This window comes from Pikeienuella piscinae (assembly GCF_011044155.1).
GTDB classification, from domain to species: Bacteria; Pseudomonadota; Alphaproteobacteria; order Rhodobacterales; family Rhodobacteraceae; genus Pikeienuella; species Pikeienuella piscinae.
Map to the genome: position 1 here is coordinate 269,143 of NZ_CP049056.1, position 23,506 is coordinate 292,648.

27 protein-coding genes are annotated in these 23,506 nt (G+C 65.1%); 14 read left to right on the forward strand and 13 right to left on the reverse strand.

Going from position 1 to position 23,506, the window contains the following annotated elements:
* Positions 1-82: 82 nt before the first annotated feature.
* The 5 genes from phnE (G5B40_RS01260) to G5B40_RS01280 all read right to left on the reverse strand — a co-directional run bounded on the left by phnE (G5B40_RS01260) (position 83) and on the right by G5B40_RS01280 (position 5,049).
* Positions 83-892, reverse strand: a complete 810-nt coding sequence (phnE, locus tag G5B40_RS01260) for a phosphonate ABC transporter, permease protein PhnE (RefSeq protein ID WP_246209671.1) — start codon at positions 890-892, stop codon at positions 83-85.
* Complete coding sequence (phnE, locus tag G5B40_RS01265) at positions 889-1,689, reverse strand: phosphonate ABC transporter, permease protein PhnE (protein ID WP_165094049.1); 801 nt, start codon at positions 1,687-1,689, stop codon at positions 889-891. The genes phnE (G5B40_RS01260) and phnE (G5B40_RS01265) overlap by 4 nt, the downstream gene beginning before the upstream one ends.
* The gene (gene phnC / locus G5B40_RS01270) at positions 1,686-2,471 is read right to left on the reverse strand and encodes a phosphonate ABC transporter ATP-binding protein (RefSeq protein ID WP_165094052.1); all 786 of its coding nucleotides are present in this window, start codon (positions 2,469-2,471) and stop codon (positions 1,686-1,688) included. The genes phnE (G5B40_RS01265) and phnC overlap by 4 nt, the downstream gene beginning before the upstream one ends.
* Positions 2,472-2,586: 115 nt before the next feature.
* A complete protein-coding gene (gene phnD, locus G5B40_RS01275) occupies positions 2,587-3,558 on the reverse strand; it encodes a phosphate/phosphite/phosphonate ABC transporter substrate-binding protein (protein ID WP_246209672.1) in 972 nt (323 codons plus the stop codon).
* A 651-nt stretch (positions 3,559-4,209) separates the two neighbouring features.
* Complete coding sequence (locus G5B40_RS01280; RefSeq protein ID WP_165094057.1) at positions 4,210-5,049, reverse strand: universal stress protein; 840 nt, start codon at positions 5,047-5,049, stop codon at positions 4,210-4,212.
* A 610-nt stretch (positions 5,050-5,659) separates the two neighbouring features.
* Here G5B40_RS01280 and G5B40_RS01285 point away from each other — a divergent pair.
* From G5B40_RS01285 to G5B40_RS21490, 4 genes are all read left to right on the forward strand, one after another.
* Positions 5,660-6,097 carry a phasin family protein gene (locus G5B40_RS01285; protein ID WP_165094060.1) on the forward strand — a complete coding sequence of 146 codons (438 nt, stop codon included), beginning with the start codon at positions 5,660-5,662 and terminating at the stop codon, positions 6,095-6,097.
* A gap of 561 nt (positions 6,098-6,658) precedes the next feature.
* A complete protein-coding gene (locus G5B40_RS01290; RefSeq protein WP_165094062.1) occupies positions 6,659-7,798 on the forward strand; it encodes a two-component system sensor histidine kinase NtrB in 1,140 nt (379 codons plus the stop codon).
* Positions 7,795-8,430, forward strand: coding sequence for a response regulator transcription factor (locus tag G5B40_RS01295; protein WP_165094065.1), 636 nt, complete (start codon positions 7,795-7,797; stop codon positions 8,428-8,430). The genes G5B40_RS01290 and G5B40_RS01295 overlap by 4 nt, the downstream gene beginning before the upstream one ends.
* Before the next feature lie 116 nt (positions 8,431-8,546).
* A complete protein-coding gene (locus tag G5B40_RS21490; protein ID WP_165103104.1) occupies positions 8,547-8,633 on the forward strand; it encodes a helix-turn-helix domain-containing protein in 87 nt (28 codons plus the stop codon).
* Positions 8,634-8,701: 68 nt separating this feature from the next.
* Here the strand turns inward: G5B40_RS21490 and G5B40_RS01305 are convergent, their stop codons facing one another.
* From G5B40_RS01305 to G5B40_RS01340, 8 genes are all read right to left on the reverse strand, one after another.
* On the reverse strand, positions 8,702-8,896 hold the full coding sequence (locus G5B40_RS01305; RefSeq protein WP_165094068.1) for a hypothetical protein: 195 nt from the start codon (positions 8,894-8,896) through the stop codon (positions 8,702-8,704).
* A 412-nt stretch (positions 8,897-9,308) separates the two neighbouring features.
* Complete coding sequence (locus G5B40_RS01310) at positions 9,309-11,147, reverse strand: adenylate/guanylate cyclase domain-containing protein (protein WP_165094071.1); 1,839 nt, start codon at positions 11,145-11,147, stop codon at positions 9,309-9,311.
* Positions 11,148-11,599: 452 nt separating this feature from the next.
* On the reverse strand, positions 11,600-11,911 hold the full coding sequence (locus G5B40_RS01315; RefSeq protein ID WP_165094074.1) for a chaperone modulator CbpM: 312 nt from the start codon (positions 11,909-11,911) through the stop codon (positions 11,600-11,602).
* The gene (locus tag G5B40_RS01320) at positions 11,908-12,834 is read right to left on the reverse strand and encodes a DnaJ C-terminal domain-containing protein (protein ID WP_165094076.1); all 927 of its coding nucleotides are present in this window, start codon (positions 12,832-12,834) and stop codon (positions 11,908-11,910) included. The genes G5B40_RS01315 and G5B40_RS01320 overlap by 4 nt, the downstream gene beginning before the upstream one ends.
* Before the next feature lie 25 nt (positions 12,835-12,859).
* A complete protein-coding gene (locus G5B40_RS01325; protein ID WP_165094079.1) occupies positions 12,860-13,270 on the reverse strand; it encodes a universal stress protein in 411 nt (136 codons plus the stop codon).
* 24 nt (positions 13,271-13,294) lie between these two features.
* Positions 13,295-14,134, reverse strand: a complete 840-nt coding sequence (locus tag G5B40_RS01330; protein WP_165094082.1) for a universal stress protein — start codon at positions 14,132-14,134, stop codon at positions 13,295-13,297.
* Positions 14,135-14,618: 484 nt separating this feature from the next.
* Positions 14,619-15,269, reverse strand: a complete 651-nt coding sequence (locus G5B40_RS01335; RefSeq protein WP_165094085.1) for a Crp/Fnr family transcriptional regulator — start codon at positions 15,267-15,269, stop codon at positions 14,619-14,621.
* 198 nt (positions 15,270-15,467) lie between these two features.
* Positions 15,468-15,734: a response regulator transcription factor gene (locus tag G5B40_RS01340; protein WP_165094088.1), complete on the reverse strand. Its 267-nt coding sequence runs from the start codon at positions 15,732-15,734 to the stop codon at positions 15,468-15,470.
* 439 nt (positions 15,735-16,173) lie between these two features.
* Here G5B40_RS01340 and G5B40_RS01345 point away from each other — a divergent pair, with 439 nt between their 5' ends.
* From G5B40_RS01345 to G5B40_RS01390, 10 genes are all read left to right on the forward strand, one after another.
* Positions 16,174-16,791, forward strand: a complete 618-nt coding sequence (locus tag G5B40_RS01345) for an HdeD family acid-resistance protein (RefSeq protein WP_165094090.1) — start codon at positions 16,174-16,176, stop codon at positions 16,789-16,791.
* A 101-nt stretch (positions 16,792-16,892) separates the two neighbouring features.
* The gene (gene atpD / locus G5B40_RS01350) at positions 16,893-18,290 is read left to right on the forward strand and encodes a F0F1 ATP synthase subunit beta (protein WP_165094093.1); all 1,398 of its coding nucleotides are present in this window, start codon (positions 16,893-16,895) and stop codon (positions 18,288-18,290) included.
* Entirely contained in the window at positions 18,287-18,700 is a 414-nt protein-coding gene (locus G5B40_RS01355) for an ATPase (RefSeq protein WP_165094096.1), read from the forward strand. The genes atpD and G5B40_RS01355 overlap by 4 nt, the downstream gene beginning before the upstream one ends.
* Positions 18,697-18,981, forward strand: a complete 285-nt coding sequence (locus tag G5B40_RS01360) for an AtpZ/AtpI family protein (protein WP_165094099.1) — start codon at positions 18,697-18,699, stop codon at positions 18,979-18,981. The genes G5B40_RS01355 and G5B40_RS01360 overlap by 4 nt, the downstream gene beginning before the upstream one ends.
* Entirely contained in the window at positions 18,978-19,271 is a 294-nt protein-coding gene (locus G5B40_RS01365) for an N-ATPase subunit AtpR (RefSeq protein WP_165094102.1), read from the forward strand. The genes G5B40_RS01360 and G5B40_RS01365 overlap by 4 nt, the downstream gene beginning before the upstream one ends.
* Positions 19,271-19,969: a F0F1 ATP synthase subunit A gene (locus G5B40_RS01370; RefSeq protein ID WP_165094104.1), complete on the forward strand. Its 699-nt coding sequence runs from the start codon at positions 19,271-19,273 to the stop codon at positions 19,967-19,969. The genes G5B40_RS01365 and G5B40_RS01370 overlap by 1 nt, the downstream gene beginning before the upstream one ends.
* Complete coding sequence (locus tag G5B40_RS01375; RefSeq protein ID WP_165094107.1) at positions 19,966-20,256, forward strand: F0F1 ATP synthase subunit C; 291 nt, start codon at positions 19,966-19,968, stop codon at positions 20,254-20,256. The genes G5B40_RS01370 and G5B40_RS01375 overlap by 4 nt, the downstream gene beginning before the upstream one ends.
* A 2-nt stretch (positions 20,257-20,258) precedes the next feature.
* Positions 20,259-21,017 (forward strand): F0F1 ATP synthase subunit B family protein, encoded by a 759-nt coding sequence (locus G5B40_RS01380; protein ID WP_165094109.1) that lies wholly within the window; start codon positions 20,259-20,261, stop codon positions 21,015-21,017.
* Positions 21,007-22,563: a F0F1 ATP synthase subunit alpha gene (locus G5B40_RS01385; RefSeq protein ID WP_246209674.1), complete on the forward strand. Its 1,557-nt coding sequence runs from the start codon at positions 21,007-21,009 to the stop codon at positions 22,561-22,563. The genes G5B40_RS01380 and G5B40_RS01385 overlap by 11 nt, the downstream gene beginning before the upstream one ends.
* Complete coding sequence (locus G5B40_RS01390; protein ID WP_165094115.1) at positions 22,547-23,443, forward strand: F0F1 ATP synthase subunit gamma; 897 nt, start codon at positions 22,547-22,549, stop codon at positions 23,441-23,443. The genes G5B40_RS01385 and G5B40_RS01390 overlap by 17 nt, the downstream gene beginning before the upstream one ends.
* Positions 23,444-23,506 lie beyond the last annotated feature (63 nt).

Genomic DNA, 23,506 nt, shown 5'->3' on the forward strand with positions numbered 1-23,506 from the left:
CTAATTCACCCGAATACGCAACGAAACAGGCCTGGCTGGCTCAAGCCGGTTTCCATCGGAAGCGCCGCCACAGATGAGCCGGTCAGATGATCCGGCGACGGATCTTCGTCGTCACGGTCTCGATCACCAGAACCACCACCAGAATGATGGCCAGGATCAGCCCGGCCTGGTCCCAGTACAGGTTCGACATGGCCGCATCCAGCGCCATGCCGATACCGCCGGCGCCGACCAGCCCCAGCACGGAGGACTCGCGGATGTTGATGTCCCAGCGCAGCAGCACGATCCCCCAGAAGCCTGGCTCGACTTGCGGCCAGTATCCCTTCAGCAACAGATGCCGGAATGGAGCGCCCAGCGCCGAAAGCGCCTCGATGGGACCGGGCTGCGCCTCCTCCAACGCCTCGGAGAGCAGTTTGCCCACGAAGCCTATGGAGCGGAAGGCGATGGCCAGCGTGCCTGCCAGCGGGCCGGGGCCGAACACGGCCACGAACAGCAGCGCCCAGATCAGCGAGTTGACCGAGCGTGAGGCGACGAACACCGCCGTCGCCAGCCAGTTCAGCGCCGGGACAGGCGTGATGTTGCGCGCCCCCAGCAGCGCCACCGGGACCGCGATGACCAGCGCCAGCAGGGTGCCCAGCGTGGCCATGTGGATGGTTTCGATCAGCGCGCCCTGCACGGCCTTGGGATAGTAGGCCCAGTCGAACGGCCACATGCGCTGGAACAAATCCCAAGTCTGCTCAGGCGCGTCGTAGAGGAACTCGGGGATGATCTTGATCGTGTCGAGCGACCAGACCACCGCCGCCACCATCAGCAGATAGGCGGCGAAGCGGCCGGTGCGCTGCAGCGGCGTGAAGCGCTCCCACTGGCGCAGTTCGCGGGTGGCTTGAACGCTCACTGGAACAGCTTTCGCAGTCGCCCTGCCGCCGCCTCGGTGACCAGCACCAGGGCGACGATGGTCAGCAGGATCGTCAGCACGAAGTCGTAGTCAAACCGCTGATAGGCGGTGAACAGCGGCGCGCCCAGACCGCCCGCGCCGACGATGCCGACCATGGTCGAGTTACGCAGGTTCGAATCGAATTGGTAGGAGGCGAAGCCGATGAACCGCGCCGCCACCTGCGGCAGCACCGCCATCACCAGCACCCCCAGGAACGTGCCGCCCGCCGCGCGCGCGGCCTCGACAGGCTTCATGTCGATCTCCTCGATCGCCTCGCCAAACAGCTTCGAGATGAAGCCGAGCGAGGCCACGATCAGCGCCATCGTCCCCGCCAACGCGCCGAAGCCCACCGCTTTGACGAACAGGATGGCGACGATGACCGAATGCAGCGAGCGGCAGAGCGCAATGAAGCTTCGCGCCGCCCAACTGACCGGCGCCGGCATCAGGTTGCGCGCCGACAAAAAGCCCAGCGGCAGCGCCAGGAGCACCCCGAAGAAAGTAGCCAGCACCGCAATCTGCAGGCTCTCCAGCGTGCCGTCCAGCAGTAGCCGCAACTTGTCCGGCGCGGTCTGCGGCGGGAACATCCGCGACAGGAAGGTGGCGCCGTTCGACAGGCCCTCGACAAAACGCTCCCAACTCACCCCCAGCTTCGAGGCTGCGTAAAGCGCATAGAACGCCACCAGAAAAAAGATCGCCCGGCGCCGCCAGTTTGGCGCAAAGGGCGCGGGGCGCCGGACGGAAGAGGCGGACGCGGTCATTGCAGCCAGCCCTCGCCGCCGTAGATTTCGACCAGATGCGCATGCTCCAGCGCCTCGGGCGGGCCGTCGAACACCACCGCGCCATTGGCCAGGCCGATGATCCGCCCGGCGCAACGCCGGGCCAGATCTACGTTATGGATGTTGATCACCACTGGAACCCGCTCGCGCTCGGCCAATTCGCTCAGCAGGTCCATAATCTCGGTCGAGGTGCGTGGATCCAGCGACGAGGTTGGCTCGTCCGCCAGCATCAGGCGTGGGCGCTGCATCAGCGCGCGGGCGATCCCCACCCGCTGGCGCTGCCCGCCCGAAAGCTGGTCGGCGCGGCGGCGCACGAAACTCTCGTCCAGGCCTACCCGCTCGATTAGAGTGAAGGCGCGCTCCACGTCCTCGGGCAGGAATCTGCGCAACCAGACTCGCCACAAGGGCGCATAGCCGAGCCGACCGCACAGGATGTTCTCGATCACGGAGAGGCGCTCGACCAGATTGTATTCCTGAAAAACCATGCCGATCTTGCGGCGCGCCAGCCGCAGTTGCGCGCCTTTCAGAGCGGCAAGATCCTGGCCGTCGAACCAAACTTCGCCCGAGGTGGGATCGACCAGCCGGTTGATGCATCGGATCAACGTCGATTTCCCGGTTCCCGAGGGGCCGATGATCGCAGTCACGCCCGAAGGGGCGACCTCCAGGTTGATCCCCTTCAGCACCGGCTGGCCCGCGCGGTATTCCTTCACCAGATTGTGGATGCGCAATGCGGAGCCGTCCGCAGGCGACTCGAAATTCATCATGATCGGTCTCAGAGTGGAGGGGGCCATCGGGGGGATGTCGCTGCGTCCAGAGATGAGGTGCGCCCGACGGGATCGGCGGGCGCACCCGGAAGCGGCGGCAGGGTAGGAGCGCCGGCTAATCCGCCTTTTTCTTCTTGAGCTTTTCCATCTCGCGCTTGGATTGCGCCTCGTAACTGCGCTTGTTGAAGGGAGTGCCGGACTTCTCGGCCACCTCGCGCACCACCGCCCAGCGGTCCTTGTAATTGACCGGAACGTAGCGGTCCTCGCCGTTCAGTTCGGCCTGCTCCTCTTCGGAAAAGCGGTAGCTGAAGAAACACTCCTTGATCTTGTCTTGCAGCGCGGGCGTCAGGTCGTGCGCATAGACGTTGCCGTTGGTCGGGAATATGTCGCTGGTGTAGAGGATGCGGAAGTCGTCACGCTGAATCTCGCCGCGCTCCACCATTCGCTCAAAGACATCGCTGGCCACGGCCGCCATGTCGTAATCGCCGTGCATGACGCCCAAGATCGATTTGTCATGGCCGCCCGACATCATCGGCGTGTAATCGGTCTCCGGGGTCAGGCCCAGCTCAGGAAACAGGACCCGCGGCGCCAAGTTGCCGGAGTTCGACGAGGGCGAAGTATGGGCGACTTTCTTGTCCTTGAGGTCGGAAAGTTCGTGGAAGTCGCTCGACGCCTTGACCAGAGCGATCAGGTGGTAGCCGCGCGGCCCGGCCTCGGAGCCGCCCGAAGCGAACGGCACGGCGCCGGCCATGTTGACGGCAAAGGCGGTGGGCCCGGTCGAGAAGGCGGCGATATGGAGCCGCCCCGAGCGCATGGCCTCAATCTGGGCGGTGTTCGACTGCACCGAGTAATAGACCACCTTGCGGTCGATACAACTGCTCAGATGGTCGATGAACGGCTGCAGCAGATTCGAGTAGACAGCCGGATCCTCGACCGGAGTATAGGCGAAGACCAGCGTTGAGGGATCCTTCAGCAGCGAGGGATCTGTCGGCGTGTCGGCGACCAGATCGCCGTCGGCGTCGCAGTAAAGGTCGTCAAGCTGCCCGCGATTCGGGCAGGTGTCCTGCGCAAGGGCGGCCTCGGACATGAATCCCAGGATCATTCCCAGAGCCAGCAAGCTACGTATCACGTTATTTCCCCAATCTTCGGTGGATCGAAACCCCACAACGGCAATTAATGGCAAAATTTTTTTTTTTGAGTCAACTTGGATGCGCGCCGTAGGCGCGGTCAAATGAAACGCTCGGATCTCCGTTTGGTCGGGGAAGATTCGGCATAGGCGGCTCAGGAAATCTGGACAGGGGCGATGAGTGGATGGTCTGCGCATTATCGCCATGGTTGCCGAGAGAGAGGAGCGACGATCATCTGACGAACGCGGCGGAATCAGAGCCCGGCCTTCAAAGCAAGGCATGATCGGAACGGGCGCATGATCGACGTGATTTCGGTCAGAAAAACCAGGAGTCTTCTCCAAGCCTGAAGGTCGCTGCTGGAGATCCGCGTGCGCTCCGCGCATCGTCATCCTGGTCAGCGACGCCATGTCAGCCGCACGAACAGGCCCAAGTAGACTGCGCGCTCGATCACATGTGTGGACGATAAGAAAGTCTGTGCAAGCCGAGCGGCATGCATAAAAGGAGATTCGATCTCCTTTGCAAGCGGCGCTTGAGGTATGGAGCGCACCGCGCGTTCGGCGCCGCCCGGCCGCGGAGCCGAAGCCACGCGGCCGGATGACATTCGTGGCGTCTCAGTGCGCGAAAAGTGTCGGCATGGGTGGCGCGGCTGCTATGCTCCGCGTCGCGCCGCCGACAACATACTCCCGCAACCGGGAATGGGCGTAACCACCCATCACGAGAAGATCAGCGCCGGTTTCGCGCACGCGCCGGGCCAAGGTATCGCCGATCGTAGCATCGCCGCCGGGGTCGACCCGGAGTTCGACCGCCACGTCGAGGCGCGAAAGCTGTTGCGCCAACATCGTCGCGCGTTCCTCCCGATCCGCCGAGGCGCCGACGACACAGATCTCCACCGTCTGCGCCGCCTTCAGGAACGGCGTCGCGCCGCGCACCGCCCGCAGCGCTTCGCGCCCGCCATCATAGGCGATCACCGCGACCCCGCCGCTCGGGACGGACTGGCCCTCGCCGATCACCAGGACAGGGGCGTCGCCTTCGAAGAGCGCGCTCTCGAAGGCTTCGGTGGCGACAGAGGCTTTGTCGGAGCCGTAAGGCGGACTCAGCACGACCAGGTCGGCGAACTGCGCCCGCGTGGCGAGGGCGGTGGCGAAATCGCCCGGCGTGCGGGCGAGCGTCTCGACATCCGAAAGAATTCCTGCAGCGGCGAGCGCGGCCTCCGCTTTCTTCCCCTGTTTTTCGGCTTCCGCCGCCGCCTCGGCTATATAGTTCTGGTAGAAGTCGAACGCGTCCGGTGTATTGGCGTAGGGAACCGGCGGAATCGCAGGCTCATAGCCGCATGCGAGCACGGAGAGATGGGCGTCGAAAGCCGTGGCGATAGCGGTCGCCGCCTCCAGCCGCGGCGCCGACAGCGCGCCAGCGTCGAAATAGGTCAGGATCGATTTCATACTCGAAGTCATCAGTGCATCCTTTCGTGGCGGGTCCGGTACGGGCTGTATATTCGCGTGCGTGGTTACTTCCGGCATATCGACAACCTTCTCGGTCAAGAATCGGAATGCGCCTCGCGCTAGCGGTAATTTCTCTCTTCCGCGCCGCGCCGCATTGATCGATATCAAGGCGGGCGACGGCGGCCTCGATCGTCAGTACGAGCTCCCGGTCCCGAGGGTGGAGGACTTCTATACCCGGCCGGGCTTGTCATTGCCGAGGCCGAGAAGAGGCGAGCGAGAGAGTTGGCTTATCTTCGGATGACAGTGGGCCGAGCGTTCGATCAATACGTGGGTCACCGGCGTCGCGAGCGAGATCGCTTCCGTCGCCGTCAACGCCGACCTCGGCATTTTGCCGGTCACCCGGCGGCTTCGAGTTGCAGCCCCTGACGTCGGGTGGGATCGGCCCGCTCACGGCGGGGGAGCCTGGCGCGCCTGCTCGGGGAGAAGGGGCCGACCGGGCGCGCTCGCCATCGTTTCCTTCAGTTGACGACGCCGGTCTTTGACAGGCGTCAAAGCCTGCTTCGGAGATCAGGCGATAATGGAACTGTAAACGCACACGCAATGTCAATTCGAGGAGCCTCCAATGCCCAGATCGCAAGCCGCTCCGCTGATGCCCAGCGATATCAAGATCGCCGTCCCGCCTCTCGACATGGAACCAGTCTTTGCCGCCAATCAGCGCGCGTTGAAAGCCGCATCCGAGGCTCAGGCGCACATGATTTCCCGTGTCACCAAGTTCAACTCGGAGCTTTTCGGCTTCGTCAATCGACGCCTCGACCAAGACCGCTGCGCGGCGAAGGAAATTTCGCGATGCCAGACTCCGCAGGACATGATGTCCATCTACGCCAAGTTCGCGGAGCGGGCGATGAAAGACTATTCGGAGGAAATCGGCCTTCTCGCCGGCATCTATGCGGATCAGGCGCGCGAGGCCCTGGAGGATGCCCAACATCAGGTCGAAGAGGTGATCGAACCTGCCGCCGACGCGGTCAACGGCGAGAACAACACCAAGGAAAAGGCCGCCTGAGCGCCGCCCGCAGCGCTTCCGGTCGGGAGGAGCCCGACGATGAACTTACCTCCCCGTCACACTGAGCGGGGTTGAACGAATACTGTGTTCGCGGGTGTGCAGGCTGTGCGTCTGCTTCATGCGAAGCGGGCCAGTCACAGGAGCCTATTTCCGTATGCGCATGCCTCCAGCGATGGCGGCCTTTGTGTCTGACGCTCTGGATATGCGGGCGTCTCGGGAGTCGCGCTATCCGCAAACTGCGATCTGCGGTTAAGTCGACACGCGAGGTCGAAACGCGAAAGAGCCGCAGCCGCATGGTGTGGTCCGGTGGGGTCAGGATGGCGCGCCTGATCAGGAAGCGTATCTGGTCGCGAAGCGTTCAGGCGCCAGCAAAGCTGCGAGTGTCCGTCATCCAACGCAAAGTCCGCTCGCTGGATTTCTCCCCCGTCCCGATTTCCCGTTTTTTGTGTTGCGGCGCCGTGCTAGGATTCGGCTAGCCTCATCGAGACCACGAGAGGAAGAAGGAATGAAATTCTTCGATGGTCGAGTCGGTCGCGGGCGTCAAGAATGCGATTTGCGCCGATGCATCGACTGAGTAAGGAGCGGCTTTACGATCTGATCGTAGCGACCGCGCCGGACGGGATCATCACCTCGGACGCCTCGGGGGCCATACTGAGCTTCAGCCCCTCCGCGGAGGAGATGTTCGGCTATACGGAAGCGGAGCTAATTGGAGAGAATCTGAGGATCCTGATGCCCGCCGGGCACGCGGCGCGCCATGATGGTTACATGCGCCGCTATCTCCGGACAGGGGAGAAGCGGATCATCGGCATCGGGCGCGAGGTGCAGGCCCGCCGCCGCAACGGAGAGGTCTTTGTCGCCGAACTCGCGATCGGCGAACTCAAGCTCGGGGAAGAGCATGTATTCACCGGCTTTATTCGCGACATGAGCGACAGGGCGGCGGCGCAGGCCAAGGCGCGCAAGCTGCAACGATCTCTCGATCAACTGACCCGCACGCGCCTGATCGGCGAGATGTCGACAGCGATGGCGCACGAGATCAACCAGCCGCTTGCGGCGATCTCCAATTTCGCCCGGGCGGCGAGCCGCCTGCTGGCGGACGGGGCCGGGGATAGGGAGAAGGCGGCAAGCTACCTGGACAAGGTGGCGGAGCAGGCGAAGCGGGCGGGCGAAATCATTCGCCGGATGCGCCGGCTTGTGGACCGCGGCGATGTGGACCTCAGGCCCGACGACATAAACGAGATCGTGCGAGAAGCCATCCGCCTCGACGAGGCCGGGTCCGGCTCCGATGACGTCAGGATCAGCGTCGAACTGGGTCTCGAACTGCCGCCGGTGATGGTCGATCGGATCCAGATCCAGCAAGTGATTCTGAATCTTCTTCGAAACGCCCGCGAAGCGCTGGAGCCGGCTGAAGACGGGGTGAGGCGGATAACGACAAGCGCCACCCGTGGCCGGATCGAGATGAAAGCGAAAGTCCAGGAGGCCGGCCAGGTGATGGTGACGGTGAGTGACACCGGACCTGGCCTGCCGAGCGACATTCTGCAGTCGTTATTCGAGCCGTTGGTGACGACCAAGGATCGCGGCATCGGTGTCGGATTGGCGATCTGCCGTTCGATCGTTCATGCGCATGGCGGTCGCATCTGGGCCGAGAACAATGCGGCGGGCGGGGCGGATGTCCACTTTACCCTTCAGACGGCCCCAACATGACCGGGAGCGGCGTCAGCGTGGTCGTCGTCGAGGACGATGACGATGTCGCGGAGAGCCTTGAGGCGCTGCTCGGCGGCTACGGTTATGCGGTGTTTCGTTATGCGAGCGCCGAGGCGTTGCTCGCCGCGCCCGAACCGGCCGCGGACTGTCTTCTGATCGACATGAAACTTCCGGGGCTTACGGGGCTGGAGCTTCTCGAAACGCTGCGCGCGGGGGGATCGACGACTCCCGCGATCTTCGTCACTGGGCATGGCGACGTCGCCCTCGCCGTCCGCTCGCTTCGCGCCGGCGCGCGCGACTTCATCGAAAAGCCGTATGACGATGTCGATCTCATCGCGCGGATCGAGGCGGCGATGCGGGAGGCGAGCGACGCCGACCCCGAGCGCGCCGTCTATCTCCGGCGTTTCAAGGGGCTGACGCCGCGAGAGCGAGAGGTGATGATCGAAGTTGTCGCCGGACGCCCCAACAAGGTCATCGCGCATCGGCTTGGCCTCAGCCCGAAAACCGTCGAGGTTCATCGCGCGCGGGTGATGGAGAAGACCGGCGCGGCCAATCTTTCCCATCTTGTCAGGCTGGCGCTGAAGGCCGGATTCGACCCCGAAGGGGACGGCCGGCCGGATGAGGCCAGATAGAGGATTACCCTGTCGGGGGATAAGCCTGACTACCGGCGCGCGCCTGAAGGGCGTTCCCTTTCCTCCCCACGCGCTTTTTCGGGCAATAGGCTCCGCGAAGGTTCCTCGCGCCGTCGATGACGCGCGAGGAGAGCGGAGACTATCTCGGTTCTTCCCCTGAAACGGTGAGCTGGTCCTTCGGCGTGCTGAAACGGGTGGGGTGATCGATTTCAAGGGTCGGACCGCTTTCGGCTCACGGCGCGCCCCTACGGACGCGCCGCCTGGGCGCTCATCACGGCTTCGGCCATTCGGCTTTCGTCACGCCGTCCCCGGCGGCCGAACGGCGCGTGACCCGGCCGCAGACCGGGCAGATCGCCTCGCCGTCCGCCGCGACGACCATTCGGGTCGGCGGATGCGGCGCTTTCCGGTCGCCGCGGCAGATCCCCGCCGCTCCGTCCCGGTTCGGCGTTCGATTGCGCGGCGGCATTCCGCCGCTTGGGGCCCTCGGCGTCTTCACTCCGACGCGCGGCCCGGCGATGTCGGCGCCTGCCGGCGGCGAAACGCATACCCGGAGACCGCCATTCCCGTCTCGGGCTGCTCCCTCGGCGCCGGTGGAACCGGTGATTGGGGCTTCTCAAGCATCAACACCTCCTGGTCCGTCTTTCGCGGTCGTTGCGTCCCATTCGACCGTGGGCGCACGAAGCGACGATGACGTGCGGCCGCCGACGGATCCTTGACGCCGATCAATTTGCGAAATGCGCGCGCCCTTGATCCGGCGCCAGCTGAGGCCGAGGCTCCCGCGCTCACGAACCGATCGTCGGCTTCAGCGCCGGCGGCGGACCGGAGGACCATGATCTTGATTCTGATGCGGGCCACCCATGGCCGCGCGAAGCACGCTTTCAGGTCTCGGGTCGGGCGCCCAGCAGATAGACCTCTTCCAGACGGCGTCGTCCCCTGAGCACCTGCCGGCCGCACGGCTTTGCCATGAGATCGTCGCCAATCTTGCGCGCCGTATCGCCGCTTATGAGGATCACCACGTCCTCCGTCGCACTCGCGAATTGTCTCGCGAGCGCTTCAAGTCTTTGCGAGATGTTCACGGTATCCCCGATGACCGTGAAATTCGCGCGCCCGGGCGCGCCGATATTCCCGACGACTGCCTCGCCGGAATGGATGCCGATACGAAGCCGAACGGCCGGCTCGCCCCGGCGCCGACGTTCGGCGTTATCAGCTTCTATCGCCTTGCGGATGCGAATTGCGGCGCGGCAGGCGTGCGCGGCGTGGCGATCATCCGTTTGCAAACCGCCCCAGAACGCCATCACGGAATCGCCGATGAACTTGTCAACGACGCCGTCTTCGGCCCAGATGCAGGACGAGATCAGCGCGAAATGCGCGTTCAGGAACGCCGCCACCTCGGCTGGCGGCATCTCCTCCGAGAAGGGGGTGAAGCCCTGGATATCGGTGAAAAGAACGGTGATCTGACGCGACTCCGACTTGATGGTTCGCGGATCGTCCGCCGTGACCAGTCTCTGAGGCAGGGTCTTGGGCAAATAGAGCTGAAGCGATCGCAACGCCCTAAGCGCGGCGGCGAAGGCGCTGCTCGCTTCGTTGATTTCGCGAAACCTGCTCTGGCGGAGCGGCGAATCCTCGTCGACCTCCCACCGGCTTATCTGCCTTGCGGCCGCCGACAGCGACCGGATCGGCCAGCTTATCGCCCGCCCGATCGCCAATGAGGCCAGAGCGGCCGCTACCAGAAGCGCTATGCCGCCGATTACGATCACGGGCGTCTTCAGGAGTTGAGGCGTGAAACCTTCGAGATCAAAGACGACTCCTATGTACCATGGGGTCGCGCCGAAAGCGGAAACCGGGTCGTAGACCAGATAGAATTCCTCGTCCTCAAGCTTCAGGGTGCGCGCGAACACCTCGTCTGCGGCGATCGGCTCGGCGTTTTGCGCGCTACGCCAGAGCCGTCGGAGCTTTTCATCGCTAAACCCGTCGATTGGCGGCAATGGGGTCTTGTCGCTCAATCCGCTGACGCCGGCCGCCATCCCGGGATGGGCGAGAACCGCGTCTTCGCCATAAAGGATAAAGGGTTCGCCCTCGGTCTCCTCCGCGAGTTCGGCGAGGAAGGCGGAGAGTGACGTCAGGTCCACCGTCGCGATGACGATGAACTCCGCGCCGGATGTGTCTCTCAACGGGATCAGACGGCTCAACAGGGTCGTTTCGCTGGATTCGGCGAAAAAGGGCTCGCCCCAACTTGCGGCGCCGGTCGTCATCGTCGCCTTCGCGACGGCGGCGAACTCGTGGTCGTCACTCCAATTGCTGACGCGGAAACGCTCGTCGGGGCGGTTGCGGAACACGCGCACGAGCGACAGATCCGCATCGACCAGCGCGACCGAGGAGATCTGGGGCGCCGCCGCGAGAGACGCATAGAGCAGATACGATATCTCCGTGTTCGACAGCGTGATGACGTCAAGTTCGCCAAAGAGTTCGGCCAGCAACTCGACCTGCGCCTCCACCGGCCTCAACTGCGCGATGGCCCGTTGGGAAATCGTGCGGTTGATCACCACCGCCTTCTCGTGGGTTTCCGCTTCGATCATATGCTGGGAAACGCCGCCGGCGGCGAACAGCGTAGTCAACCCCACGGTGACGGAGAGAATCATGAATAGCGCCACGATCGAAGTCGCGATCGATATGCCGGCTTCGGTCATCGCAGTCTTTTCGTTGCGAGATGGCGGCACGCGGCGGCTCCTGCTCAAAATCATCCAGTATGGGCCGTCTGCTGTCGGGAAGCGTCCTTTTCAAGCGGCGCCGCGCGATGCTGTGGCCCACCTGCGCTCCTGGCGATCACACATTAACCGCGTGCGCGATCTGACGCATGGATCTGACAAAACGCAAGCCCACCGTCGCTCATGATGCGCTCCATGGCGACGGCGTGCTGTTACAGGGGAGGGCGCGCGAGAAAAGAAGCCGATCGCGCGGAGAGGTCGTTCGGCGTGTCTGAACAGGCTCTGGGTGTATGGCGAACGGGTCTCCGCCATCAGACGGCTGAACAAGCGGTCCCTGGGCGAGCCGTGGCGCGGGGGCCCATTTGCGCCGCCTCCGGCGTTGGTCTCATGGCGCGGCAAGAGTCACCATCGCATGACAGGAGATCGGGCGTCAGGTCTGGCGCGCTCCGACAAAACCCGTCACATCATGCGAAGGGATCGTGACGACCGAGCCGACGGCGGAGCCGGTCGCGCTCCTCCATCAGACCGATCGCTAGCGCGATTCCCGGCAGATTGACACCGAGATCGCGATGCAGCCGCCAGGCCTTCGTCGCCGTCGAGACGCTGGCTCCGACGAAGCGCCATGAGTCCGTGTCGCGGCCCATCGGCTCGAGCACGCCATGGTCCACCAGTTCGATCACCCATTCTGCATGGAACCCGCCGATCCGGCAAAGCTCGCTCAGCGTAATATCTTCGACGATCTCGCCGTAGCGGCGATTTCCGAGGCGCTCGATCATTGCCTGAACTCCATTTTCGCGCGGGGGTCGAAGCTCATCTCCTTCGCCATGCGTTCATAAAGAGCCCGGCCTTCCGCGTTGGCGACAGGAGGAACCACGATTGTAAGCACCGCGAAGAGATCGCCCGGCGGATCACCGGGGATGCCCTTGCCGCGAAGACGGAGCTTTTGACCGGAGCGCGCGTTCTTCGGTATCTTCAGCTTCACTTCGCCGCCAGGCGTCGGCATCCGCACGTCGCCGCCGAGCGCCGCTTCCCATGGCGTGATCGGCAGATCGAGCGCCACGTCCCGGCCATCGACGCGATAGACGGGATGCGCGCGGAAGGCGATTTCAAGCAGCAGATCGCCAACCTGGTCCTGCGCGTTGGCGAGCCTGATGTGTTCGCCTTCCGCGACGCCCTTCGGAATCTCGACCTCAACTGTCCGTTCCTGCAGTTCGATCCGGCCCGATGGGCTCAGCGTCGGCGTGCGGAGCGCAAACCGTCGCCGGGCGCCGACATAGGCGTCCGCAAGGTCGATTTCGACGCGGGCGAACTGACTGGTCGGGCCGTTGCGATGCGTGCGGCCGGCGGCGCCCTGTCCGCCGGAGCCGAACAGCGTTTCGAAAAAATCCCCGAAGGACGCGGCGTCCGCCTCGGTGAAACCGCCCCCTGAAAACTCGAACCCGCCGTCCCATTCTGGCGGAGGCGTGAATCCTTCGCCCTCTCGCCAGCCGGATCCCAGCCGATCATAGGCGGCGCGCTTCTCAGGATCCTTAAGCACCTCGTAGGCTTCGCCGATGTCCTTGAATGTCTGCGTCGCTTCCGGATCGGGATTCACGTCGGGATGGTGCGCCCGAGCGCGCTTGCGATAGGCGCGCCTGATCTCGTCCGCCGTCGCTCCGCGCTCCACGCCGAGCGTCTTGTAGTAATCCTTGTATTTCATGGCGGCGTCCTGCCCGGAACCGGAGTCAGCGAAGAATATGGACGGCGCTGTCAGCGTGCCGCGCCACCCATGCCGCGGTCGAGCCAAGGATGTAATCCGCGACGCCGGGGCGATGAGACGCGATCACGATGCAATCCGCACCGTGCCTTTCGGCGTAGTCGACGATCATGGTCGGCGCCTTTCCCGTTACGACGGCGACGTCGACCCGATACGCCTTGTCCTTCGCGAGAGTTTCCAAACCGCGCCGAATTTCATCTCCGGTCTTCTTGATGACCTCCTTCGGGATGTAGCTTTCGACATAGCTCGGGATCGTCTCCTGGACGTGGAGGAGCGTGACGCGGCCGCCTTCGTCCAGCAGCGCTTCGGCGACGGCCAATGCGGCCGGGCCTCTCGTCTCATAGTCGGCGGCCATCGGCGTCAGAATGTGGGAATACATCGCAGGCTCCCTTGCGGTTCGCGATCAGGAAGAAAAGAGGACCGGGACGGTCATGCTCTCGAGCAGCTTCGTCGTCGTCGCGCCGATTACGAAATCGTAGATGCGCGAATGGCCGAAAGCCCCCGTAACGATCAGATCCGCGCCACGTTCAAAGGCTTCGTTGAGCAGGATATCGCCGATAGCCATACCCTCCGTGATGCGCTCGGCCACTTCGGCGCGAACGCCATGCCGGTCATAAACAAGCGCCAGTTCGCGGGCGGTCGCCATCGCGTGGTTCTGCTCGTCCGCGGCGCGCGCTGTCACGATCGCCGCGGCGCCATCCGGCGCGATCAGCGGGAGCGCGTCATGAGCGGCGCGCGCCGCCTCACGGGTCGCGCTCCAGCCTACTAGGACTTTCGATCCGACGGTTTTCATTTCTCCAAGATAGGGGATCACCAGGACCGGGCGCCCAGACTTGCGGATTGTGCGCTCCAGCATGACCTCGCCCCCGGAATACGCGTCGGTGGAATTCTCCTGCGCCATGATCACCAGGTCGGCGGTCCGGGCCTGTTCGATGATCTGGTCGGACGCGGTTACGGTCCGGGTCTGAACGAAACGCCATTCGCTGACGAAGTCCTCACCCTCCGTCGCCGCCTTGAATATCTTCTCGATCTTCTCGGCGCGTTCGGATTGGGCGGCCTCCAGGTGCTCGATTTCAGCCAGCGGCGGGACCATGACATAGTCCGCATGGATCGCGACCGCCTCCACCACATGGACCCCGACAAGATGCGCGCCGTGTCGGCGGGCAAGCTCCACGGCCGGGCCGACGAGTCGTTGCGCCGCTTCCGGCGTATTCATTGAAAGAAGTATGGTTTTCGGCGGCATATCGGATGCACCTTTTCCGCTGGCGGTTGGTTGACGAGAACATCTCTAGCCCGCCGTGCGCCTGATCGTTTTGACGAGCGTCAATACGGTGCTTCAGCAACCGACCGATTGACCTTGGTGAGCGCGACACGCCGCGCCGCGCCGATCCGCTTCGTTGTGTTGATCGCCGTCATGCTCGATCGCGAGCATTGGCGCGGGCGGATCGGCTGGACATGCCCTCACGGCGATGCCGGCCGCCCGCCATCGGGTCGAATAGATCGTCGGATGCCGAGCGAACATGTTGAAGAAGGCTTCGACGCCGATGCCATCTCGCGGAGAAGGCGTCATCCGCGTCGGCCATGAGGAATCGCCGCATCCGCCGTCCCATGACGCCGCGCTCCCAAAAAGGGCGAGGCCGCCAGTTCGAACTGCGGTAAAGCGCATCTGAGTCGGGCGTCTGCCGGAGGGGTTGCGAATTCTGAATGGCCGCGCGCTCGATAACGCCTCACGCCGCAATTTTCGACTGCTGCGCCACGAGCCGATACTTTTCGGCGCCGCGCATTTCGATCACGCCGGCGCGCTTCAGGGAACCGAAAGCCCGGCTGACTGTCTCAAGCGAGAGACCGAGATAATCGCCGATCTCCTGGCGCGTCATCGGTAGGGTCAGGAAACCGTCGTCGGCGCGGCCGGCCGAGAAATTTCGAAGGAACCAACCCAAACGCTGTTCCGCCGACTCGAAAGCCAGAAATGTCAGGTGCCGCTCACGCTCCGCCGTGAGGTCGCCAACGCGCATGCGCAGATCTCGTCTGAGCGCCCGGCTGCCGTCTAGCGCGTTGTCGAACGCTTGCTTGGAAATCGAGCGGAGGATCACCGCATCGACAGCCTCGGCGGTATAATGCCAGTGATCGATATCGATTAGTCCGAAGATGTCGCCGGCCCGCGCAAAGCGGAATATCTGTCGCCGTCCCTGCTCGGTGAAGGAACAGGAGCGGACGGTGCCGGCGACGACCTGAAAGAGATGGGTAACCGGATCGCCTTCGACCACGATCGCGTGGCCGGGCGCATGTCGCTGGAGGTTTTTCGCACCGCTGAAGAGGTCCGAAAGGGTCGAGGGGTCGGACTCTTGGCGCAAAACCGGAAAGGGTGCATGACGCATCGTTTCTCTCCTTAAGGTCTGTCCACCGAATACGCGACGATAGAACAGTTTATTAACCTCAGCCGATAGTCAGGAGATTCCCGTATGAGGGGTATCCCCTATAAGCCCGATCCGCGCGTACAGCGGTTTCGGGATCATGGCCGACCTTCATCGCCGACCGAGCCAGATGCGGGATGTTCGTCGCGCAGGTCTGCTCCATCACAGCGCCCAATGGTTCTGGACCGTCTTCGCGCCGCGGCCGAGTCGGTGCGCGGCGGCCTTGCAGGAATGTCCGGCGACCGCCTCGACAATCACGCCCATCTCGCACGGCGTCAGGCCATCGAATCGGCGGCGAAAGAACAATTGCTCGGGACCGGCGACGCTCACCGCCCTCATCGCGGCGCCGATCCGCGTGAGCAGCTTGGAGCCGTCATGGGGTTTCTCGGGAAAGCCTATCGCACCGGCGCGAAGCGAATCGACGGCCATCCCCGTAGCGTCACGCCCAGTGGCGATGATCAACCGCGTTGTCGAGGGCTAAGGGCGCGCCGCCGTATCGCGCCGCGCGAAGAACGCAGCTTTCAGCGCGGCGGATCGTCAGGCGGCTCCCGCCGATAGCACCCTCGGCGCAGGGCGTGCCGCGCCGGGGTCACGAGGCGCGGCTCTCGTGCGGCGATGGCCGGTCTCGCGGCGAAATACCCGGAACGGCTTTTGACCGAGGTCAATGCGACGATCGCTTCTGGCGACGATACGGGCTGAAAGCGGGGCGACGTTCGTGCGCGGGTCCTGCGGAGGCGACTGCCGAAAAGAGGACGAGACATGAGCGCCTCACTCGACTTTCAACCTATGGATGGCGGCCCGCCTTCGCTTTCGAGGCGCGCAGAGGCGGGAGCGCGTGAGCGGACCGCAATTGCAAAGGATACGAGGAATGAATGAGCTGACAGGATATCCGAACCGCGGCTGGTGGCTGTTCCTGCTGCGCGGGATCGTCGCCATCGCATTCGGCGTCGCCGCTTTCGTCTGGCCGACACTGACATTGACCGTCCTGATCGCTTTGTTCGGCGCCTACGTGTTTGTCGATGGCGCATTCGGCCTGGCGCACGCGATCCGCAGCCGCGGCTGGCTGCCGCACTGGTGGCTTGGGGCGCTGGAAGGCGCGCTGGGCGTCGTCTTGGGGCTGCTGGCGTTCCTCGCTCCCGGGGTTACGGCGTTCGTCCTGCTGATGATCATCGCGACATGGGCGATCATCGGCGGCGCCCTCAGGATTGCGCTGGCGATCTGGATGCGCCGTGAAATTCGGGGGGAATGGTTCCTGATCGTGAGCGGCGCGCTCTCGATCCTGTTCGGTGTACTGTTGTTTGTCGTTCCGGAAGCCGGAATCCTTTCGGTGATCTGGCTGATCGGATTCTACGCGATCCTGTTTGGCGGGCTCATCGTCGGGCTGGCGTTGCGGTTGCGCCGTGAAACCGTGGGGTTGGCCCGGATGGCGTCGCCAATGTCTCTGGGGGCGGGTCGGCCCATCGAATCCGGTGGGAAAGGCGTATGAAACGTCTGCGGAACATGGTGGCGGCGATCACCGCCGACAACTTCGTTCGCATCATGGCGGCGCGGCGCCCGTTCGATAAGGGCAGGGCGGAGGGCTGAGCCATGGCCGACGCTCCTGACAAGGCCATGGCTGAAGGTCGCGTCGTCGCGGCGCGCGGCGGCATCGTCGACGTGGTGTTTCCCGGTGTGTCTCCGGGCGACGGGCCGCATATCGACGATCTGCTCTATGCGGGCGACGTGGCCTTGCAGGTCATGTCGTTCGTCGAAGGCGGCGCGGCGCGATGCATTGCGTTGGCTTCCGCGCGCGGGATCGGGCTGGGCGCGGTCGTGCGCGCGACAGGCGGCCCCGTCATGGCGCCGGTCGGCGAGGCGGTGCTGGGCCGGATGCTTGACGTGTTCGGCGCGCCGATCGACGGCTTGCCGCCACCCGTCGCCGAAGAACGCCGGTCGATCCACCGGGCGCCGCCGCGCCTGTCCGACCGGGTGACGCGCGCCGAAGTGCTTGAGACCGGAATCAAGGCGATCGACTTGCTGGCGCCCATCGAGCGGGGCGGCAAGACTGGCCTGTTCGGCGGCGCGGGCGTCGGCAAGACCGTGCTGCTGAGCGAACTGATCCACAACACGGTCGAACATCACCACGGCGTCAGCCTGTTCTGCGGAATCGGCGAACGCTCGCGTGAGGCTGAGGAGCTTTGGCGCGAGATGGGCGAGGCCGGCGTGCGCGACCGGATGGTGATGCTGTTCGGCCAGATGAACGAAAGCCCCGGCGTCCGGTTCCTTGTCGGCAAGACGGCGCTGACCATGGCCGAATGGTTCCGCGACGACCGCGAGCAGGACGTTTTGCTGCTGATCGACAACGTGTTCCGCAACGTGCAAGCGGGATCTGAGGTGTCGGGCCTGATGGGGCGAATGCCCAGCCGCGTCGGCTATCAGCCGACATTGGCGACCGAACTGGCGACGTTGCAGGAGCGTATCGCCTCCACCAGACGCGGCGCGATCACGTCGATCCAGGCGGTCTATGTTCCCGCCGACGATTTCACCGATCCCGCGGCGGCGCATATCTTCTCGCATCTCTCCGCGTCGGTCGTGTTGTCGCGCAAGCGGGCGAGCGAGGGGCTTTATCCTGCGGTCGATCCGTTGGCTTCGTCTTCGGTCATGCTGACCCCCGGCGTCGTGGGCCAGCGCCACTACGACATCGCGCGAGCGGTGCGCAGGACGTTGGCGGAATACGAGGACCTGCGCGACATCATCGCCATGCTCGGAATCGAGGAACTGTCCGCCCACGATCGCGCCGTCGTCGCCCGCGCGCGGCGGCTGGAGCGGTTCCTGACCCAGCCCTTCGCCACGGTCAGCGCCTCGACGGGCGAGGGCGGCGAACTGGTGCCGCTGGAGGGGACTCTGGCGGGTTGCGAAACGATCCTGGGCCAGACCAGCTTCGAGCGACCGGAGAGCGACTACTACATGATCGGCGCGCTGCCCGATGCGGAGGCGGCCGCATGAGCTTGGCGGCGGAGATGCAGGTGAATGTCCGGGTGCCCGGCGGCACGCTGTTCGAAGGGGCTGCGGCGCGCCTGAACGCAGTGGCGGAAAACGGTGCGTTCGGAATCCTGCCCAACCACGTCGATTTCGTCACAGCGTTGGCGCCTTCGGTTCTGCTGATCACGCAGCCCGACGGGACCGAGCGGATTTTTGGCGTCGACGAAGGGCTGCTGGTCAAGACCGGCCATACCGTCGACGTCGCAGTGCGGCGCGGGGTCGAAAGCTCCGACCTGGCGACGCTGCGCCAGACCGTCCGCGAGGCCTTCGAAGCGGTCGAGGACGACGAGCGCGTCGCCCGGTCCGCTCTATCGCGACTGGAGGCGGACATGGTGCGCCGCTTCGCCGGGTTGCGACAGGCTCCGCAACCATGACGGACCGGAACCGCAAGCAGGTCGACGAGATCGGCCACAGCGCGGCGCGCAAGAAGACCGCGCGCGACAATCCGGGGCCCAGTCCTCTGCGCGGGGTCGCGGTATTTGGAACGATCGGCTGGGCGATCGCCGTTCCGACGGTCGCCGGGGCGTTTCTGGGCCTTTGGCTGGACCGGACGCGGCCGCAGGATTTTTCATGGACCATCGCGCTGATTCTCGGCGGCGTCGTGATCGGCGTCGCCATCGCATGGGCCTGGATCGACAGGGAGAAGAGCGAATGATGACGCCAGTCTTGGATTTCGGCCTGTTCGGGTTAGGTCTGCTGGCCGGGGCGATGGCCGCCGCGCTGTTCTTCGCTGGGCTTGCGTGGGGGATGCGGCTGGCGCTGCGCGCCGCGCGTCCCGTTTCGGTCCTGCTGGCGAGCGCGGCGTTGCGCATCGCGCTGCTGCTCGGCGTGGGCTGGTGGGTGGCCGCGCAGGGTATGGCGGCGGGCGTCGGCTTCGCTCTCGCGTTCCTCGCGATGCGGCTGGCGCTGCTGGCGACGTTGCGCGCCGGCGACGAGGTGACGTGATGGAGCTGACGCCCGACGACACAATCGTCCTTACGGTTGGCGGCTTCGCTCTGAACGCCACGATCCTCTTTACCTGGATCGTCATGGCGATCCTGACAGCCGTTTCGGTCCTGATCACCCGGAACCTGCGCCCCGATGTGCCCCCGGACCGCTGGCGCACCACGCTCGAAGCTATCGTGCTGACCATTCAAAGCCAGATTGATGAGATCAGCGCGCGACCCGATCGCCGGTTGCTCTATTTCGCAGGCACGCTGTTCCTGTTCATCGTGACGTCCAACCTGCTGATGATCGTGCCCGGTTGGCGTTCGCCCACGGCATCGCTGTCCACGACAGCTGCGTTGGCGTTGGCGGTGCTGGTGGCGGCGCCGCTTTTCGGGATCAGCAGCCGCGGCCTCGGCGGCTATCTGCACAGCTATGTGGAGCCGAACGTGATCATGCTGCCTTTCAACATCATCGGCGAGTTCTCGCGCGGGGTATCGCTGGCGATCCGGCTCTACGGCAATGTGATGAGCGGTGCGGTGATCGCCGCGATCCTGCTGGGCGTCGCGCCGTTCTTCTTTCCGGTGGTGATGGACATGCTGGGCCTGCTGACCGGCGTCGTCCAAGCCTACATTTTCGCGATTCTAGCCATTGTCTACATCTCTTCGGCCACCACGCCGCCCGACAGCTCATCCCTCCCCGCACAGGAGCAGACATGACCGATCTCGCCATCATCGCCGCAATCTCGATCTTCACCGCCGGTCTGACGGTTTCCTTCGGCGCACTCGGCCCGGCCTTGGGCGAAGGGCGTGCCGCGGCCTCCGCGCTGTCGTCCATCGCGCAGCAGCCGGACGCCGCCTCGTCCCTGTCGCGCACGCTGTTCGTCAGCCTCGCGATGATCGAATCCACCGCCATCTACTGCTTCGTGGTGGCGATGATCCTGCTTTTCGCCAATCCGTTTTGGAACGCGGCTCTGGAGTCTGCGGGGCAGGGCGCGGGCGGCTGAAAATGTCGATCGACAGCATCACCGTCGCGGCCCAGCTGATCAACTTTCTGGTTCTGGTGTGGCTGCTGAAACGGTTCCTCTATCGCCCGATCCTGGACGGGATCGACGCGCGTGAACGCCAGATCGCCGAACGTATGTCCGAGGCTGCGCGCGTGTGCGAGTCGGCTGAAAAGGCTGCGGCCGAACACCGGGCGGAAATCCAGCGCCTGAAGGCGGCGCGTGAGGAAGCATTGGAACAGGCCCATCGCGAAGCGAAGGCCGAGCGTGACGCCATGCTGTCGGCCGCGCGCGCGCGACTGACGAGCGAACAGGAGGCCCGTGAGGCCGAGCGCGAGCAGGAGGCCCGCCGCTACACCGAACGGCTGCACCGCAAGGGGGCGGCGGCGCTGGTCGCCCTGACGCGCAAGGCGCTCGGCGATTTGTCGGACGAGACGCTGGAAGAGCGCGTCGTCGCTCGCACCGTCTCGCGCCTCGCGCGTATGGCGGGCGATCTGAAGGCGGCGGCGGGCGACAGCCGCGAGGCGGTCGTGACGACCAGCGGGACGCTGCCTGAGGAACTGCGCGCGCGGATCAACGAAGCGGTCGTCGGCGCGCTGCCCGGAACGCAGGTGCGCTATGCGACCGAGCCGGGGCGATCGGCCGGCCTGTCGCTGCGGCTGGGAGGGGCGCAGCTCGGCTGGACCGTGGACGACTATGTCGATGGCTTGCAAGCCATTCTGGACGACGCCGGAGCACGAAAGGGGCGCGCCGGTGCCGCATGATTCTCTCCGCGACGGCACAGACGATCTGCTTCAGGCGGTGCTCGACGCCCCTGCGCCCAAACCGCACCTGAGCGAGATTGGAACGGTCGCCGAGATCGGCGATGGCATCGCCATCGTCACCGGCCTTGCGCGCGCGCTGGTGGACGAGGTTCTGGACTTCGGCGGCGGGCTGTCCGGCATCGTCTTTGATCTTGAGCAGGACCGTCTTGGCGTCGTGCTGCTGGGCCCGTCGGAAGCGGTCGCGCCGGGGGCCGACGTGCGCCGGACGGGCCGGGTGGTCAGCGTCCCGGTTGGCTCCCGGCTGCTAGGCCGGGTCGTGGATGGTCTCGGGCGGCCACGGGACGATCGCGGGCCGATCGGCTCCGATCTTTTCCGCCCCATCGAGGTCGACGCGCCTGGCATTCTCGATCGAAGGCCTGTGACGCGTCCGCTGGCGACGGGGCTCAAGGCCATCGACGCCGCCGTGCCCGTGGGCATGGGGCAGCGAGAACTGATCGTCGGCGACCGGCAGACCGGCAAGACCTCCATCGCCATCGACGCCATCCTGAACCAGAAGGACACCGGCGTCTTGTGCATCTATTGCGCCATTGGCCAGCGCGGCGACGCCGTCGCCAAGGTTATCGGCGCGTTGCGCGACGGCGGCGTGATGGAAAACACCATCGTCATGTCTGCGGGCGACGAGGAGACGCCGGGCCAGGCCTATGTCGCGCCCTATGCCGCCATGTCCATGGCCGAGGCGCTGGCCGCCGACGGGCGCGACGTGTTGATCGTGCTGGATGACCTGACGCGCCACGCCCATTCCTATCGTGAACTGTCGCTCTTGCTGCGCCGTCCGCCGGGACGAGAGGCGTTTCCGGGCGACATCTTTTATGTCCACGCCAGGCTGCTGGAACGCGCGGGGCAGTTCGGGCCGGGCGCCGGAGGCGGCTCCATCACCGCGCTTCCGGTGGTCGAGACGCAGGCGGCGAACCTTTCCGCCTATATCCCGACGAACCTGATTTCGATCACCGACGGACAGATTTACCTGTCGCCCCGGCTGGTGCGGAAGAACCAGTTTCCGGCTGTCGATCTGGGCGTGTCGGTCAGCCGCGTCGGCGGCAAAGCGCAGGCCCCTGCGCTACGCGAAGTGGCGGGCAACCTGCGCGTGACCCTGTCGCAATTCGAGGAGTTGGAGGAATTCGCCCGCTTTGGCACGCGGCTGGACGATGAGACGCGCGCGCGTCTGTCGCGCGGCGCCGCCGTGCGCGCCGCTCTGCGCCAGCCTGAACGCGAACCCATGCCCGCCAGCGATCAACTCGCAGTCCTGATCGCGGCGATGGAGGGGCTGTTCGACGGCATGGACGAACCGGCGCTGGCGGCGGCGACCGGCGCCATCCGCGCCGCGCTTCGCGACGATGGGGATGCGGCGCGCGAAATGATCGCGTCCGGTCGGCGGCTGGACGACCAGGACCGCGCGCGCATCGTCGACCTAGCGCGCGCGGCGATCGGGGAACGCGGCCAGATGAATGCCGAAGGGAGGGAGGATCCTCATGGTTCAGACGCTTGAGCGCCTCACTCGTCGCACTGATACGATGCAGAGCATTCGCGGTATCGTGCGCACGATGAAAACGATGTCCGCGATCAACGCGGCCCCCTATGAACAGGCCGCGCGGGCCATCGACGCCTGGCGCGACACCGTTCTGGGTGGGCTGCACGCCTTCCTGCATCTGAACGGCCCGCTGGCGCAGGACACGCCTCCGGATGACCGGTCCATCCTGGTCGTGATGGGGTCCGATCACGGGCTTTGCGGCGCCTATAACGAGGTTCTGGCGATGGAGGCCCGACGTCATGTCGCGCCGGGTGAGACGGTCCGGGTTCTTTGCGTCGGAGCGCAGATGGAGGATGCGCTGCGCGGCGAGAAGATGGCGCCCGAAGTGACGCTTCTGCCGCCGGCAAACGCCGACGGTCTGAACCGGCTGGCGGGCGAACTGGTCACGCGGCTGGAGCGCATGCGCGGAGACGACCGCGTCACGCTGATCTACACGCAGCGCGCCGCCCATGGTCGTCAGGCGCCGGTTGCCCTGCCGCTGCTACCGCTGGACGAGGGGATGCTGGAGGAACTGGCGGCGCGGCCCTGGACCTCACGCAGTTTGCCGCAATTCTCTATGGCTGCGCCGGCCCTGCTGGCGGCGCTGGTCCGCAACCTCCTCTACGCGACCGTCCACCGCGCCGCGGCCGAGGCCCTGATGACCGAGAACGCGGCGCGTCTGGCGCGGATGCAGCAGGCCGAACAGTCGGTGGACGAACGGTTGGAGGATCTGCGGTCGGAAACTCGCTCGGTTCGCCAGAGCGAGATCACAACCGAGCTTCTGGACGTGATCGTCGGATTCGAGGCTCTCCGGGCCCGTAACCGTAGCGAGGCGCGGCGCGTCGCCGGGGCGGACTGATCGTCAGGAGAAGGTCGACCGTCAGGCGGACATACCGTGCGATTCCGCCCGGCTCGGGTGGCG

Excerpts from the sequence above, each read along its gene's own strand:
- G5B40_RS01285 (WP_165094060.1), top strand. The coding sequence starts at position 5,660 with ATGCCCAGATCGCAAGCCGCTCCGCTGATGCCCAGCGATATCAAGATC.
- G5B40_RS01380 (WP_165094109.1), top strand. The coding sequence starts at position 20,259 with ATGTCGATCGACAGCATCACCGTCGCGGCCCAGCTGATCAACTTTCTG.
- G5B40_RS01370 (WP_165094104.1), top strand. The coding sequence starts at position 19,271 with ATGGAGCTGACGCCCGACGACACAATCGTCCTTACGGTTGGCGGCTTC.
- G5B40_RS01305 (WP_165094068.1), bottom strand. The coding sequence starts at position 8,896 with ATGCCGCCGCGCAATCGAACGCCGAACCGGGACGGAGCGGCGGGGATC.
- G5B40_RS01345 (WP_165094090.1), top strand. The coding sequence starts at position 16,174 with ATGAATGAGCTGACAGGATATCCGAACCGCGGCTGGTGGCTGTTCCTG.
- G5B40_RS01325 (WP_165094079.1), bottom strand. The coding sequence starts at position 13,270 with ATGTATTCCCACATTCTGACGCCGATGGCCGCCGACTATGAGACGAGA.
- G5B40_RS01315 (WP_165094074.1), bottom strand. The coding sequence starts at position 11,911 with ATGATCGAGCGCCTCGGAAATCGCCGCTACGGCGAGATCGTCGAAGAT.
- phnD (WP_246209672.1), bottom strand. The coding sequence starts at position 3,558 with ATGTCCGAGGCCGCCCTTGCGCAGGACACCTGCCCGAATCGCGGGCAG.
- G5B40_RS01360 (WP_165094099.1), top strand. The coding sequence starts at position 18,697 with ATGACGGACCGGAACCGCAAGCAGGTCGACGAGATCGGCCACAGCGCG.
- G5B40_RS01355 (WP_165094096.1), top strand. The coding sequence starts at position 18,287 with ATGAGCTTGGCGGCGGAGATGCAGGTGAATGTCCGGGTGCCCGGCGGC.
- phnC (WP_165094052.1), bottom strand. The coding sequence starts at position 2,471 with ATGATGAATTTCGAGTCGCCTGCGGACGGCTCCGCATTGCGCATCCAC.
- G5B40_RS21490 (WP_165103104.1), top strand. The coding sequence starts at position 8,547 with ATGACGCGCGAGGAGAGCGGAGACTATCTCGGTTCTTCCCCTGAAACG.
- G5B40_RS01290 (WP_165094062.1), top strand. The coding sequence starts at position 6,659 with ATGCATCGACTGAGTAAGGAGCGGCTTTACGATCTGATCGTAGCGACC.
- G5B40_RS01340 (WP_165094088.1), bottom strand. The coding sequence starts at position 15,734 with ATGGCCGTCGATTCGCTTCGCGCCGGTGCGATAGGCTTTCCCGAGAAA.
- G5B40_RS01295 (WP_165094065.1), top strand. The coding sequence starts at position 7,795 with ATGACCGGGAGCGGCGTCAGCGTGGTCGTCGTCGAGGACGATGACGAT.
- G5B40_RS01365 (WP_165094102.1), top strand. The coding sequence starts at position 18,978 with ATGATGACGCCAGTCTTGGATTTCGGCCTGTTCGGGTTAGGTCTGCTG.
- G5B40_RS01280 (WP_165094057.1), bottom strand. The coding sequence starts at position 5,049 with ATGACTTCGAGTATGAAATCGATCCTGACCTATTTCGACGCTGGCGCG.
- G5B40_RS01335 (WP_165094085.1), bottom strand. The coding sequence starts at position 15,269 with ATGCGTCATGCACCCTTTCCGGTTTTGCGCCAAGAGTCCGACCCCTCG.
- G5B40_RS01330 (WP_165094082.1), bottom strand. The coding sequence starts at position 14,134 with ATGCCGCCGAAAACCATACTTCTTTCAATGAATACGCCGGAAGCGGCG.
- G5B40_RS01390 (WP_165094115.1), top strand. The coding sequence starts at position 22,547 with ATGGTTCAGACGCTTGAGCGCCTCACTCGTCGCACTGATACGATGCAG.
- G5B40_RS01375 (WP_165094107.1), top strand. The coding sequence starts at position 19,966 with ATGACCGATCTCGCCATCATCGCCGCAATCTCGATCTTCACCGCCGGT.
- atpD (WP_165094093.1), top strand. The coding sequence starts at position 16,893 with ATGGCCGACGCTCCTGACAAGGCCATGGCTGAAGGTCGCGTCGTCGCG.
- phnE (WP_165094049.1), bottom strand. The coding sequence starts at position 1,689 with ATGACCGCGTCCGCCTCTTCCGTCCGGCGCCCCGCGCCCTTTGCGCCA.
- G5B40_RS01320 (WP_165094076.1), bottom strand. The coding sequence starts at position 12,834 with ATGAAATACAAGGATTACTACAAGACGCTCGGCGTGGAGCGCGGAGCG.